13 protein-coding genes are annotated in these 13,507 nt (G+C 59.3%); 5 read left to right on the forward strand and 8 right to left on the reverse strand.

All coding sequences use genetic code 11. The features are described 5' to 3' along the window. On the forward strand, positions 1–1,008 hold a 1,008-nt coding region (locus HU811_RS17495; RefSeq protein WP_186657205.1), incomplete at its 5' end, for a transporter. A gap of 92 nt (positions 1,009–1,100) precedes the next feature. Here HU811_RS17495 and HU811_RS17500 read toward each other — a convergent pair. Beyond that, positions 1,101–2,426: a sigma-54 dependent transcriptional regulator gene (locus HU811_RS17500; protein ID WP_092397934.1), complete on the reverse strand. Its 1,326-nt coding sequence runs from the start codon at positions 2,424–2,426 to the stop codon at positions 1,101–1,103. A gap of 340 nt (positions 2,427–2,766) precedes the next feature. Here HU811_RS17500 and HU811_RS17505 point away from each other — a divergent pair, with 340 nt between their 5' ends. Continuing rightward, complete coding sequence (locus HU811_RS17505; RefSeq protein WP_092397932.1) at positions 2,767–3,033, forward strand: hypothetical protein; 267 nt, start codon at positions 2,767–2,769, stop codon at positions 3,031–3,033. A 188-nt stretch (positions 3,034–3,221) separates the two neighbouring features. Next, positions 3,222–4,511 (forward strand): hypothetical protein, encoded by a 1,290-nt coding sequence (locus HU811_RS17510; RefSeq protein ID WP_186657207.1) that lies wholly within the window; start codon positions 3,222–3,224, stop codon positions 4,509–4,511. 13 nt (positions 4,512–4,524) lie between these two features. On the opposite strand, the gene HU811_RS17515 is transcribed toward HU811_RS17510, so the two are convergent. The 3 genes from HU811_RS17515 to gnd are packed head-to-tail and all read right to left on the reverse strand — an operon-like array spanning position 4,525 to position 7,863. Beyond that, positions 4,525–5,346: an HAD family hydrolase gene (locus HU811_RS17515; RefSeq protein WP_092398574.1), complete on the reverse strand. Its 822-nt coding sequence runs from the start codon at positions 5,344–5,346 to the stop codon at positions 4,525–4,527. Then, complete coding sequence (zwf, locus tag HU811_RS17520; RefSeq protein ID WP_186657209.1) at positions 5,339–6,862, reverse strand: glucose-6-phosphate dehydrogenase; 1,524 nt, start codon at positions 6,860–6,862, stop codon at positions 5,339–5,341. The genes HU811_RS17515 and zwf overlap by 8 nt, the downstream gene beginning before the upstream one ends. Continuing rightward, positions 6,859–7,863, reverse strand: coding sequence for a phosphogluconate dehydrogenase (NAD(+)-dependent, decarboxylating) (gene gnd, locus HU811_RS17525; protein WP_256573654.1), 1,005 nt, complete (start codon positions 7,861–7,863; stop codon positions 6,859–6,861). Before gnd ends, zwf begins: the two co-directional genes overlap by 4 nt. A gap of 250 nt (positions 7,864–8,113) precedes the next feature. On the opposite strand from gnd, the gene HU811_RS17530 reads away from it, so the two are divergent. Both HU811_RS17530 and HU811_RS17535 read left to right on the forward strand, forming a co-directional pair. Continuing rightward, a complete protein-coding gene (locus tag HU811_RS17530) occupies positions 8,114–8,287 on the forward strand; it encodes a DUF6026 family protein (RefSeq protein ID WP_171061379.1) in 174 nt (57 codons plus the stop codon). Between the two features lie 352 nt (positions 8,288–8,639). After that, positions 8,640–10,379, forward strand: coding sequence for a phosphoethanolamine transferase CptA (locus tag HU811_RS17535; protein WP_186657212.1), 1,740 nt, complete (start codon positions 8,640–8,642; stop codon positions 10,377–10,379). A gap of 36 nt (positions 10,380–10,415) precedes the next feature. Here the strand turns inward: HU811_RS17535 and HU811_RS17540 are convergent, their stop codons facing one another. The 4 genes from HU811_RS17540 to HU811_RS17555 all read right to left on the reverse strand — a co-directional run bounded on the left by HU811_RS17540 (position 10,416) and on the right by HU811_RS17555 (position 13,350). Then, positions 10,416–10,910 (reverse strand): GNAT family N-acetyltransferase, encoded by a 495-nt coding sequence (locus HU811_RS17540; protein ID WP_092397922.1) that lies wholly within the window; start codon positions 10,908–10,910, stop codon positions 10,416–10,418. A 58-nt stretch (positions 10,911–10,968) separates the two neighbouring features. Beyond that, on the reverse strand, positions 10,969–12,090 hold the full coding sequence (gene zapE, locus HU811_RS17545; RefSeq protein ID WP_186657214.1) for a cell division protein ZapE: 1,122 nt from the start codon (positions 12,088–12,090) through the stop codon (positions 10,969–10,971). 150 nt (positions 12,091–12,240) lie between these two features. After that, complete coding sequence (locus HU811_RS17550; RefSeq protein WP_092397918.1) at positions 12,241–12,582, reverse strand: nuclear transport factor 2 family protein; 342 nt, start codon at positions 12,580–12,582, stop codon at positions 12,241–12,243. Positions 12,583–12,633: 51 nt separating this feature from the next. Beyond that, positions 12,634–13,350: a helix-turn-helix transcriptional regulator gene (locus tag HU811_RS17555; RefSeq protein ID WP_092397916.1), complete on the reverse strand. Its 717-nt coding sequence runs from the start codon at positions 13,348–13,350 to the stop codon at positions 12,634–12,636. Positions 13,351–13,507: the final 157 nt, after the last annotated feature.

Consider the following 13,507-nt stretch of genomic DNA (forward strand, 5'->3'; position numbering starts at 1 on the left):
GCGGCCGGTGGCAGCGGTTACGGGCAGTCTCTGGCCGATGATTCACAGCCCGCCCAGAGTGTCTCCAACCTCTATGACGAGGCCAGCGGATTTTTTGGCGGTGGCAAGTTCAGCTTCGAAACCGGCGTGACTTATTCGCGCTACGACACACGACAATTGATTCTGAACGGCTTCCTGGCCCTGGATTCGATTTTCCTGGGCAACATCAACCTGGACAGGATCAAGGCCGACACTTGGACCCTGGACCTCACCGGCCGTTACAACTTCGACAATCGCTGGCAGTTCGACCTCAATGTACCGGTGGTCTACCGCGAATCCACCTATCAGTCCGGCGGTGCCAACCAAGGCGCGGCTGGGGTGACCAGCGAAGAAACCGTTACCCGCGATCCCACCATCGGTGACGTCAACTTCGGCATCGCCTACAAGTTCATGGACGAATCGATCAACAGCCCGGACGCGGTGCTCACGCTACGCGTCAAGGCCCCCACCGGCGAGGAGCCGTTTGGCATCAAGCTGCGCCAGTCCCAGGCCAACACCAACCTGTTCGTGCCTGAAGACCTGCCCACCGGCAACGGCGTATGGTCGATCACACCCGGGATCTCGCTGGTCAAGACCTTCGATCCGGCAGTGCTGTTCGGCAGCCTTTCCTACACCCATAACTTCGAAGAGTCCTTCGACGACATAAGCTCCACCGTCAACCAGAGGATACCGGGCAAGGTGCGGATCGGCGACAGCTTCCAGATCGGCGCGGGCATTGCCTTCGCGCTGAACGAGAAGATGAGTATGTCGTTCTCGGTTTCCGACCTCATCCAAAAGAAAAGCAAGCTCAAACAGGACGGCGGAGATTGGGAATCGGTGGTTTCCAGCGACGCCAATGCCGGCTACTTCAACATCGGCATGACCGTAGCCGCCAGCGACAACCTGACCATTGTGCCCAACCTGTCCATCGGTCTGACCGACGATGCGCCGGACTTCACCTTTAGCCTGAAATTCCCGTATTACTTCTGATGCAGTCCTTGCGGGAGCGAGCCTGCTCGCGATAGCGGTCGATCAGTTAACTGTTCGTAACTGACACACCGCTATCGCGAGCAGGGCTTGATTCAGCGGATTTGATGCTTGTGCAGCAGCCGGTAGAACGTCGGCCGGGATATGCCCAGCACGCGGGCAGCAACACTCAGGTTGTCACTGTGCCGGTTAAGTACATCGCTCAACGCCTGACGCTCAGCACGGGTCTTGTAGTCTTCAAGGGTGCCCATCGGCGCCACCGGTCCTTGATGGCCGGTCAGGCCAAGGTCCATCGCTTCGATCTGCCGCCCCTCGGCCAACACCAGGCCGCGACGTACCCGATTGGCCAGCTCACGCACATTACCCGGCCAGTCATGCTTACCCATGGCCACCAACGCGTCTTCACTGAAACTGCGAGGTCGACGTCCGGTTTCCTGACTGTAGAAATGCGAGAAGTGGCTGGCCAGCATCGACAAATCGCCATGGCGTTCACGCAACGGCGCCATCAGCACCTGCAGCACGTTCAAGCGATAATACAGGTCTTCACGAAACAGCTTGTGCTCGATGGCGGCTTCCAGATCCACATGGGTGGCGGCCAAAATCCGCACATCGACGGCGATCGGCTGGCTGCCTCCGACCCGCTCGATGTGTTTCTCCTGCAGGAAACGCAACAGATTGGCCTGTAGCTCCAACGGCAGGTCGCCAATCTCATCCAGAAACAGGGTGCCGCCGTGCGCCGCTTCGATCCGCCCGATCTTGCGCTGATGGGCACCGGTGAAAGCGCCTTTCTCGTGCCCGAACAACTCCGACTGGATCAAGTGCTCCGGTATCGCGCCACAATTGATGGCAATGAACGGTTTGTTGCGCCGATGGGATTGGCGATGCAGCGTGCGCGCCACCAGTTCCTTGCCGGTGCCGCTTTCACCGCGAATCAACACTGGCGATTCGGCAGGTGCCAATTTGCTCAACAACTTGCGCAGCTCCCGAATGGGTTTGCTGTCACCCAGTAATTCATGTTCAGGCTCATTGACGTGAATCGAGCCCTGTCCGCGCAAACGCGCCATGCCAAAGGCGCGGCCCAGAGTCACCTGAACCCGGGACACGTCGAATGGCAAGGTATGAAAATCAAAAAACCATTCGCAGACAAAGTCTCCGACATTCTTCAGGCGCAGCACTTCCTGATTCAGCACGGCGATCCACTCGGTGCCGCTGCGGCTGATCAACTCCTTGACCGCCTCCGGCCGTTCCAGGTGAAAAGGCTGAAGTCGCAACAGCCCGACGTCACACGTTCGATCACCCGCATGCTCAAGGGAACAGCTCTCCACGTCCCAACCAATGGTGCGTAATCCGGGCAACAGGCGATGGCAATCATCGCAGGGATCAACCACGAGCAGACGACGCGACGTACTGGCTTCGATCATGACTGATCCTTGGCGCCAAAATAAGGAATATGAGGAAAAACAGGCGTTTGGCGAACCTGCATGTAACAGTAGCAAGAAGTTGACACCTGCTTGTATCAATTGATTATCGGGTTCGCTTTAAAGTGGTTATAAGCGCGCGTTTCGTTAGTTGTCGCCCGCTTGAATCTTTCATCAAGCTTTCAAACAAAAGTCCAAAAGCCGGGTCTGAAAGAAAATCGAAATTTATTTAAGGAATGTGTGACCTGCCCCCCCTTACAAGACATCAGTACAAGTAACCAGCCGCCCGGTACGCCCAACCGACGGCACATCATTTGATTGGGCATACTTAAGAGATAACGCCATGAACGCCCCGCTCCGTATCAACGAAGCTCTTTTGATTGCCGACCGCGCCTTTCGTCCTTTTCAATGCGTGGCCTGGGCTCCACAAGACGGTAATGGTGAACTGAGCCTGACCGTCATTGACCGCACCAATACTCATATTGGCCGTACTCAGATTCCAAGCAGTGCCTACACCGACCCGGCCCAACTGGCTGACTGGTTGAAACAGGCCCGTGCCGAGTTGAGCCAGGAAGGCTACACCCTGCAATCCTGGTCCATGCCCGAGTAAATCCTTACCGGTAAAACCTGATGATGGATTGCAGGCTTTACACTGGGTCGAAAAGCCAGTGTTCTGGCACGATTCGCTGCTGTTTCTGCAGAGTCTGCCAGTTGTGCATTGTCACATTCAGGGATTGAATGTTGCCCTCATGCAGTCGTCGCCCCTCCGGGCTTATCGACACGCAAGGAGAGGCATGCATGCTCGATCAATCCGCGTTTGCAATGCCGACGGCCGCAGCCTGTGCCGGCCATCTCGACCCAGGCTTTGCCGATAACGGTAAAGCCTGGTTGCATTTCACCGGTAGCCTCGGGAGCCTGACCACGGGCCTGACGGTCGATCATGCCGGAAGAATCCTGGTGGCAGCCCGGATCGAAACGACCGAGGGCAGCCGGTTCGGGCTTGCACGGCTCAACCACGACGGTTCGGCTGACGCGGGCTTCGGACACCATGGCTATGTGATCGGCTCTTTTGAGCGCGGCTTCGAAGCCACGGCAGGCAAGGTGATGGAATTACCCGACGGCCGTATCCTGCTGTCCGGCCTGCACTACGAAAACACCGACCGCACCCTGCCCGCCATCGCGCTGTTCGATCAGCAGGGCCGCGCCGTTCAAAGCTTCGGCAGCGCCGGGCAGCAGGTCATACGGCTGTGCGGCAATCTCTCCCAAGGTCTGCGCGATACGTGGCTCCCACCCGGCGTACCGGGCCTTGAAGCCTGTGACATGCGGGTGCAGGCCGATGGCCGGATCCTCATCCTCGCCAATCATCATTACCAACTATCTGACCATGTCGGCATCCTGATCCGGCTCCTGCCGGACGGCGCATTGGACACTTCGTTCAACAACCGCGGCTTTGTGATGGTCCGGCATCTGTTGAAAAACACTTGGCTGGGTTGTGTGGCGCTTCAGGCCGACGGCAGCATCGTGGTCGGCGGAGTGATTGACTTGCCCCAACAAGGTCTGATGGCCCGCTATGATCCCAGCGGCACACTTGATGACAGCTTTGGCGAGGACGGTTTCCTGTCCATCACGACTGAGCAGCACAGCGTAATGGTCAGCCAGATCGTCCAACTTCCAGACGGTGATCTGCAAGCGTTGGGCAGCAGCCGCGACCCGATGCATTGCCTGTCGTTAAGAGTGGGCAGCGACGGCAAACCGGACCCTCGCTGCAACCAAGGACAGTGTCAGCTCCTGAAATTTGGCAACAGCGCCAGTCAGTGGACGGCGGCCCAGCTTCAAGCGGACGCAAAGCTGGTGACCGCCGGGGCCACCATCGGCGGCATCGAAACTGACTTCGTTCTGGCCCGACACTTGCCGGACGCCAGCCTCGACCCGGATTTCGCTGAGGGCAGAGGTTGGGTCCGCACTCGACTGGGCTACAGCCTCGACACCGCCACATCCCTGGCTCTGCAGGCAGACGGGAAGATCCTGGTGGGCGGCTATTCTCTGCATGGCAAGTATCAGGCGGTAGTGGTGCGGTACCGGCCCTGAGGATTTGCGTGGTTCATCGAGCCAGAATGAATCGCTCGATTGCCAGCGCCGCGCCGTCTTCGGTGTTGGCTGCGGTGATGACATCGGCCTGACGCTGAATCGCCTCCTCCGCCTGCCCCATGGCAATCGACAACCCCGCACGGTGAAACATCGCCGGATCGTTGCCACCGTCGCCCATGGCGGCGGTCTGTTCCAACGGCACCCCCAGGAACGCTGCCAGGGTCGCCAGCGCTTCACCCTTGTTTGCCCGCATCGCCGTCACATCCAGATAGATCGGTTGCGAACGCGAGACCTGAGCCTGACCCTTGAGCAGCGGATGCAAGCGCGCCTCCAGCTCAACCAGTAGCTGCGTGTTGGGGCTGGTGGCAACGATCTTGTCGATACGTTCCAGGTAAGGCTCGAAACTCTCGACTTGCACCGGCGGATAGCCAAGCCCGCGCGTCTCCACCGGCACCATCGGACCGTTAGCGTCGCGCACCAGCCAGTCACCGTCGGCAAACACCCAGACCTCGATATCAGGCTGGTCGGCGTACAAGGCCAGCGTCGCCAAAGCCGCCTCAGGTGGCAGGTAGTGCACGGCGAGGAAACTGCCGTCCGGGTGGACCAGCGTACCGCCATTGAACGCGGCGGTAGGCAGGTCCACGCCCAAGGCTTCGATCTGCTGCAACATCGCCCGGGGCGGCCGCCCGGTGGCGAGGCTGAACATCACGCCCGCCTCGCGCAGCGAGCGAACGGCTTCGATGGTGCGCTGGTTGAGACTGTGGTCAGGCAGCAGCAGTGTGCCGTCCATGTCACTGAGCAAAAAACGGATGGGGTGTTTCACCTGATCACTCATCGAGCGCATGCCAAACGCGGCCATCGCGTGTCAGCAGATCATCTGCGGCCGACGGACCATCTTCACCGGCCTTGTAGAACTGGACCGTCGCGTCCTGTTGCCAGGCATCGAGGAACGGCTGGACCGCACGCCAACCGTTTTCAATGTTGTCGGCACGCTGAAACAAGGTCTGATCGCCGGTCAGGCAGTCGTAGATCAAGGTTTCGTAACCCGTGGACGGTTGCATTTCGAAGAAGTCCTTGTAGGCAAATCCCAGTTCAATATTCGCCATGTCGAGGGTCGGCCCCGGCCGCTTGGCCAGCAGGTCGAACCACATGCCTTCATTGGGCTGGATCTGGATTCTCAAGTACGTGGGTTGCAGTTCATCGACTTCGGTATCGCGAAACTGCGCGTAAGGCGCCGGTTTGAAGCAGATGACAATTTCCGTGTCGCGCACACTCATGCGTTTGCCTGTGCGCAGGTAAAACGGCACCCCGACCCAACGCCAGTTATCGATCATCACCTTGAGGGCGACGTAGGTTTCGGTGCTGCTGTCGGGCGCAACATTGGCTTCCTCGCGGTAACCGTTGACCGCTACGCCGCCGACCTGGCCTGCGGTGTACTGGCCACGTACCGAGTTGGCGCGGGCCTGCTCCACCGACCAGGGGCGAATGGCCCCGACCACCTTGGCTTTTTCGCCACGCACCGCATCGGCGCCAAAGGCGGCCGGCGGTTCCATGGCCACCATCGCCAGCAACTGGAACAAGTGGTTGGGCACCATGTCCCGCAGGGCGCCGGTGTGTTCGTAGAAACTGCCACGGGTTTCCACGCCAACGGTTTCCGCGGCGGTGATTTGTACATGGTCGATGTAGTGATTGTTCCAGAAGGCCTCGAACAGGCTGTTGGAAAAACGGCTGACCAGAATGTTCTGCACCGTTTCCTTGCCCAGGTAATGGTCGATCCGGTAGATCTGTTTTTCGCTCATGACTTTGAGCAGGCAGGCATTGAGCGCTTCGGCGGTTGGCAGATCGGAACCGAACGGTTTCTCGATCACCACACGCCGGAAGGCATCGTCCTGCTCCTGAAGCAGCCCGGCCGCACCGAGGCGGCGGACCACTTCACTGAAAAAACGCGGCGCGGTCGCCAGATAGAAAACCGCGTTGCCGGTGCCACTGGCGGCGATTTTCGCCGCCAGTGCTTCGTAGGTGCTGTCATCGAGGAAGTCACCCTGAACGTAACTGATGCCCCGCGCCAGGCTGGCCCACAGCACCGGGTCGAGCGCCCGGTCGGCATCGCCGCCCTTGCTCGCCGCTTGGTGACGGATGAAATCCTCGAGTTTGCGGGCGAAGTCCACATCACTGATAGCGTTGTGGTCGACACCAATGATCTGCAGGCCATCCCCCAGCAGCCCGTCGCGACTGAGGTGGTACAGCGCCGGCATCAGCAGACGCTTGACCAGATCGCCATGGGCGCCGAACAGAAACAGCGTGGTCGGCGGCGCGGGTTCTGCCTTGGATTTCCTGCCGATCGAGGTCATTTTTTCGGCGTCTCCACGTGGCCACCGAAGCCAAAGCGCATGGCCGATAGCATCTTGTCACCGTAGGTGCTCTGCTGGCGCGAGCGGAAACGGGCGAACAATGAACTGGAGAGCACCGGCACCGGAACCGCTTGCTCGATGGCCGCTTCGATGGTCCAGCGCCCTTCACCACTGTCGGCAACCTCACCGGAGAAGCCGTCCAGCTTCGGATCGCTGGCCAAGGCGTCGGCGGTCAAATCCAGCAACCAGGACGACACCACACTGCCGCGACGCCAGACTTCGGCGATATCGGCCACATTCAAGTCAAATCGCTGCTCAGGTGGCAGGCTTTCGCTGGATTTGGTCTTGAGGATGTCAAAGCCCTCGGCGAAGGCCTGCATCATTCCGTATTCAATGCCGTTGTGGATCATCTTCACAAAATGCCCCGAACCGGCCGGGCCCGCGTGGATGTAACCGCGTTCCGCGCGATCATCGTCGGACTTGCGGTCGCGGGTGCGCGGAATATCGCCCATCCCTGGTGCCAGGCTGTCAAACAAAGGGTCCAGGCGCCTCACCACTTCGGCGTCACCACCAATCATCATGCAATAACCGCGCTCCAGGCCCCAGACGCCGCCGGAAGTGCCGACGTCGATATAATTCAGGCCTTTGACCGACAACGCCTGCGCGCGACGGATGTCATCCTTGTAGTACGTGTTACCGCCATCGATGATGACGTCGCCCGGCTCCAGCAACTCGCTGAGAACGTTAATCGTGTCTTCGGTGGGGGCGCCGGCGGGCAACATGACCCAGACCGCCCGTGGTTTTTCCAGACCGGCCACCAGTTGCGGCAGATCCGCGACGCCCGTTGCGCCCTCCTGGCTCAGGTTTTCAACAAAGGCGGCATTGCGATCGTAGACGACGGTGGTGTGCCCATTGAGCATCAGGCGCCGCGCAATATTGCCGCCCATGCGGCCCAGTCCAATGATCCCGAGTTGCATGTGCTGATGCTCCCTACTACAAATAAAGGTGTGTCAAAGGTTTAGCTCAATCGACGAGTGGAGGTTAGTCCAGAGCATTGCTGCATAGTTTCCGGGTAATTCGAGCGATCACAAGGGATAACGCTCCAGATCCGGCCAAAGACACAGCGACCATGAAAAATAAAAAAGTTCCAATCACAAGCAAAAGAAATCAGAATCGGCGCCGATAGTAGAGGTGTCGACCAAATACTGGCGACATCTCTATAGTTGATGTACGCCATTTGCGAGGTGAGCAATGGACTCCGTAGTTACCGCACGTCCTCCCCAAACCCTTTACGTGACCATTCGTCGCGACGAATTACGCCTGCTTAAAGAAGAGCGTGATCTGCTGCTTGATGAGGTGACGCAATTGCGCATGCAGTTGCAACACTCCCAGCTGTCCCATCAGAGCCAGGCCCTGGCTCGGTAACCCCCGAGCAGAGGCGCGGCGCCGGAAGTGGCACTGGACAAACCGGTGTCATTTCCATGTATACCCATTCGTGCCAAGGGCATGTGTTTCTGCTGCAGCGCGTAGCAGTCCCGCCCCTGGGTGCGCGGGTTTCAGTGCGTGAGGGTGCAACGCGACCACCGGAAATAAATCTCCTCGCCACAAAAAAACGCCTTCGCCACATTCCCCCCGGCCTTCGTTTTGTAACCAAATATCTTACAAATTTTTCACACCTCCATCGCGATACTCCCGGCCTTTTAGGGTAGTTCGGCGCATGCCTGTGGGCATCCATTGGGTGCCAGCGGCGTCGTCGACAGGAAGGCTGGAGCGCTTGATGAGTTTGTTCAAACGCAGCACAACGACTGCGAAAAGTTTCGACTGGGCCGGTTTTGGCTGGCTTTTTCTGTTTTTCTGGTATTTCTCGGGTATTACCCAACTGCTCATACTGGTGACCGACACTTCGGGCTTTACCGGGTTTCGCCAGGCCTTCGTCATGAGCGCACTGTGGCTGGCGCCCGTATTGCTCTTCCCTGCTCGGACCCGCCTGCTTGCGGCGTTGATCGGCGTGGTGCTGTGGGCCTGCTCTATGGCCAGCCTCGGTTACTTTTTCATCTATCAGCAAGAGTTTTCCCAGAGCGTCATCTTCATCATGTTCGAATCGAACGTGTCCGAAGCCGGCGAGTACATGACGCAGTATTTTGCCTGGTGGATGGTGGCGGCCTTCCTGGCCCATACCGCCGTCGGGTATTGGCTCTGGACACGCCTGCGCCCGGTGTACCTGCCCCGCGGCCAAGCCATGGTCGCGGCGACTGCGATTGTGCTGGCAGTGGTCGGCTATCCGCTGATCAAACACACCCTGCGGGCCGGCACGCTTGCCGGTGGCCTGGAGAAATTCGAAAGTCGTATCGAGCCAGCCGTGCCGTGGCAGATGCTGGTGGCATACCGGCGCTATGGCGAGCAACTGGAAAACATGCAAGGCATGCTTCACAGCGCCAGCAAGATCGCACCGCTGCGTAACCTCAAGGACGCCATGGCCGAGCAGCCCGCCACCCTGGTGCTAGTCATCGGCGAGTCCACCAACCGTCAGCGCATGAGCCTGTACGGTTACCCAAGGAAAACCACGCCGGAACTGGACAAGCTCAAGGAGCAGCTCTCGGTTTTCGACAATGTCATCACCCCGCGCCCCTACACCATCGAAGCACTGCAGCAGGTACTGACCTTTGCCGATGAACAGAACCCGGACCTTTACCTGAGCACACCGTCCTTGGTGAGCATGATGAAGCAGGCCGGTTACAAGACCTTCTGGATCACCAACCAGCAGACCATGACCAAGCGCAACACCATGCTCACGACTTTCTCTCAACAAGCCGATGCGCAGGTATACCTGAACAACAACCGCAACCAGAACGCGGCGCAATACGACGGCGATGTGATCGCCCCGTTCAATCAGGCCCTGGCAGACAGCGCGGCGCGCAAACTGATCGTGGTGCACCTGCTCGGCACCCACATGAGCTATCAGTACCGGTATCCGCCCACCTTCAAGAAGTTCACCGACCGCCAGGGCGTACCGGCGGGGGTGCGTGACGACCAGGTCCCGACCTACAACAGTTACGACAACGCGGTGCTGTACAACGACTTCGTAGTGTCCAGTCTGATCAAGGACTACGCCAAAACCGACCCCAACGGCTTTTTGCTGTACCTGTCGGACCATGGTGAAGACGTGTTCGATTCGCCGGGCCATAGCACGCTTGGCCGCAACGAAGGCAAGCCGACCGCGCCGATGTACACCGTGCCGTTCATCGCCTGGGCCTCGCCCAAGTGGCGTGAAACTCATGACTGGAACTTCAGCGCTGACCTGTCACGCCCCTACAGCAGCGCTCACTTGATCCACACCTGGGCAGACCTGGCCGGTTTGAGTTTTGATGAGCTGGACCGCAGTAAAAGCCTGGTGAGCGATGACTTCAAGGCCCGCCCGCTGTTGATCGGCAACCCTTATGAACACCAGCGCAAGGCCTTGATCGACTTCAGCCTGATGCAGCCCAAGGCGCCTGCGGTGCGGGTCGTGCAAAAATAGCCGGAGCGCCCTCGCCCGCTTCCACAGGGGCGGCCTCTACAGGGGCTTTGTCCAGAACAGCATTCGACCGTGGGCCGGGTCGAACATGCCAGGGGCAAAGCCGAACTTCGTATAGCTGCCCTGAGCGATGGCATTGCCTTCAAGCACCTCCAGGGTGATTTTGCAGCAACCACGCTGGCGGGCGATATCCTCGACCTTCTGCAGCATCTTTTGGCTCAACCCCAACCCGCGGAACGGCTTCATCACCACAACATCGTGGACGTTGACCAGTGGTCGGCAAGCGAAGGTCGAAAAACCTTCGAAGCAATTGACCAGGCCCGCCGGTTCGCCGTTGACGAAAGCCAGTACGCTGAAGGCATGCGGGCGCTTGGCCAGTTCCTCGGGTAGATGCAGCAGCACTTCCGGCGGCAGCGACTGGCCACCGCCCATTGGATCTTCTGCATAGCCGTTCAGCACATAACAGATTGCTTCGGCGTGGACTGCATTGGTATAGCTGGCTTGCAATACAAGAATGTCCCTGGTTTCTTCCACGGCGTTCCATCTCACTTCGGTAGTACCGGCGGCTCCGATGCCGTCGGCGGGGGTACGGTCAGGCGGACTGACCAAAACGCTGCATTTGCATTTCCTGCAGGCGACTGAGCGTACGACGAAACGGGAATTGCAGATAGCCCTCGGTGTACAACCGGTCCATAGGCACCTGTGCCGAAAGGTACAACGGCACTTTGCGGTCGTAGCATTCATCGACCAGGGCAATGAAACGCCGCACACCGTCATCATGGATGGACAACTGCGGCAACTCACGATCACCCGCCTCGACCCTTTCAACCCCGTCTTCGGTTCCACGGGCAATGCGCCCCTCGCGCTGCTCGGCGCTCAGACTAGGTACGTCGCTGATCAGGATGGCCTTGAAACGGTCGCACAGCGCCATGAAATCCATGGCTGAGAACGGCTGCTCACACATATCCGCGTAACGACTCCAGAGCACCGTATCGCTGGCCCGCACGGGCTCAAGCTGACGATGGCCGACTTCAATCGGCAAACTGTTGGGCGCCTGTCCTGCGGTCAACTGGGCAAAAACAGCCTCCAACGGATCGGGTTGCCCGCAGTCGCGTAGCCAGTAGCGCTGCTGCAATGCCCCCGGATGCTGGCGATGATCTTGCCATCCGTTCACCGGCACGACCTGCATGTGCTGCTTGATCGCCGTGATGGTGGGCAGGAATCGCTCGCGGTTGTGGCCGTTGGCATAAAGCTCCTCGGGCGGCAGGTTGGAGGTGCTGACCACCACCATGCCCCGCTCGAACATGACCTGAAACAGACGGCCCAGAATAATGGCATCGCCAATGTCGGTGACGAACAACTCGTCGAAACACAACACCCTGACCTCTTGGCTCAGTTCTGCCGCCAATGCCTGCAAAGGGTCCGGCGTGCCCGTAAGCTGGAACGAGCGCTGATGCACCCAGGCCATGAAATGATGGAAATGCTGACGACGGGCCGGCACCCTAAGGCTTTCGTAGAATCGGTCCATCAACCAGGTCTTGCCGCGTCCGACCGGCCCCCAGAGATAAACGCCCTGGATCGACTTGCGCCCCTCGTGCAGCGCCTGGTGGCACTGTTGCAGAGCCATGATAGCCAGTTCCTGGGCCTCGTCCTGGACAAAACCATGGTGTTCGATGGCATGCTGCCAGGCACTCAAGGGGGAGTCGAAAGTCATACGGCCCGGATCCGGAAAATGAGGCCGGGGAGTATGCCATGTCGGCGGCTTTGAGTGAGTGACCTCACCTGTCTGTGAACCTCAGCAAACCCTGTGGCGAGGGCGATTTATCCCCTCGCCACAGGTGTTGACGAACCAACGTGCAAACCTCTAGATCGAGATATCCAGCCGACTGATCTTCCCCTGCTCGTCGAGCCGGAAGGTGTAGCGCAACTCCAGCGGGCTGCCGGGGAAAGTTCCGGAGATCAGGTTATGCACCAGCACCTTGCCGGTGCGTTGCTGCACATTGAGCACCTCAACCCGAGGCTGAAAACGCTGGGCGGTATCTTCCATCCATTGAGCGATGGCCTGGGCACCGACGCGGTGCTGGCCTTCGTCGAACACATTGGCATCCTCGGCGAAAAAACGCGTCACCGCCGAACTGTCACGGGCATTGGCGGCCGCAATGTAACCGGCGATGGCCGGGGCCAGGGAAGAGACGGGATTGGACATGGTACGGCTCCTTGTTTTATCGATCTGCCGCCATGCTAGAACAGCCGTGTGTCAGTTTTTGTCAGGAGTGAAACGCCCCGCCTCGTCCAGGTCCATCAGCTTGAACCAGGCGCGCAGCAAGTCGCTGCGCCTGCCAGGATAGCGCTCGCCCTGCTCGGTGGCAGTAGCGATCCGATCTGTGCGAAAGGTCCGATAGGCGCCGCGTAACTCACACCACGCCACCACCACTCGCGCCTCATTGAAAAAACCCAGGGCCAACGGCCAGATCAGGCGCTGGCTGGGGTTCTTATTCACGTCGGCATAATCGATGTGCAGCTTGGCTTGAGCGCGAATGGCCTGGCGGTACACATTCAGCTCCACCGTATTCTGTGGATAGCCGTAGCCCGGAGGCCCGGGCAACACCGTGGGGTTGCGCAGGGCATCCCGGACGTCAGGCGCCAGCACCGCAGCGACCTTGGCCAAAGCGTCGGCAGCGGCCTTGCCCAGTACCTCGTCGCCACGCTGATCAACGTAGCGCAGCCCCAGCACAATGGCTTCGATTTCATCAGCCGTGAACATCAATGGCGGCAGGAACAGGCCGCTGCGCAACACATAGCCAATGCCCGCCTCGCCCTGGATCGGCGCCCCCAGGGCCGAAAGTTCGGCGATATCGCGGTAGAGCGTGCGCTCGGACACTTTCAACTCGGCCGCCAATGTCGCAGCGGTAACCGGGCAGCGCTTGCCGCGCAAGACTTGCAATAATGTGAGCAGTCGAGTGGTACGCGACACGATGGGCGATCCGCAAAAAAGATTGACGCAGATTAGCAGAGCCTGGTGTCAGAAACTGTCAGGAGCCCTCTACCTGCGCAACGTGAAGCCATCTGATATGAGCCATGATATGAGTCATGTGATTTGAGCCTTTGTGGCGAGGGAGCTTGCTCCCGCT

Origin of the sequence: Pseudomonas tehranensis (assembly GCF_014268615.1) — a bacterium.
Taxonomy (GTDB): Bacteria; Pseudomonadota; Gammaproteobacteria; order Pseudomonadales; family Pseudomonadaceae; genus Aquipseudomonas; species Aquipseudomonas tehranensis.

What these genes read in the sequence shown, in the direction of transcription:
- HU811_RS17500 (WP_092397934.1), bottom strand. Translation starts at nt 2,426, where the DNA reads ATGATCGAAGCCAGTACGTCGCGTCGTCTGCTCGTGGTTGATCCCTGC.
- HU811_RS17505 (WP_092397932.1), top strand. Translation starts at nt 2,767, where the DNA reads ATGAACGCCCCGCTCCGTATCAACGAAGCTCTTTTGATTGCCGACCGC.
- HU811_RS17510 (WP_186657207.1), top strand. Translation starts at nt 3,222, where the DNA reads ATGCTCGATCAATCCGCGTTTGCAATGCCGACGGCCGCAGCCTGTGCC.
- HU811_RS17515 (WP_092398574.1), bottom strand. Translation starts at nt 5,346, where the DNA reads ATGAGTGATCAGGTGAAACACCCCATCCGTTTTTTGCTCAGTGACATG.
- zwf (WP_186657209.1), bottom strand. Translation starts at nt 6,862, where the DNA reads ATGACCTCGATCGGCAGGAAATCCAAGGCAGAACCCGCGCCGCCGACC.
- HU811_RS17530 (WP_171061379.1), top strand. Translation starts at nt 8,114, where the DNA reads ATGGACTCCGTAGTTACCGCACGTCCTCCCCAAACCCTTTACGTGACC.
- HU811_RS17535 (WP_186657212.1), top strand. Translation starts at nt 8,640, where the DNA reads ATGAGTTTGTTCAAACGCAGCACAACGACTGCGAAAAGTTTCGACTGG.
- zapE (WP_186657214.1), bottom strand. Translation starts at nt 12,090, where the DNA reads ATGACTTTCGACTCCCCCTTGAGTGCCTGGCAGCATGCCATCGAACAC.
- HU811_RS17550 (WP_092397918.1), bottom strand. Translation starts at nt 12,582, where the DNA reads ATGTCCAATCCCGTCTCTTCCCTGGCCCCGGCCATCGCCGGTTACATT.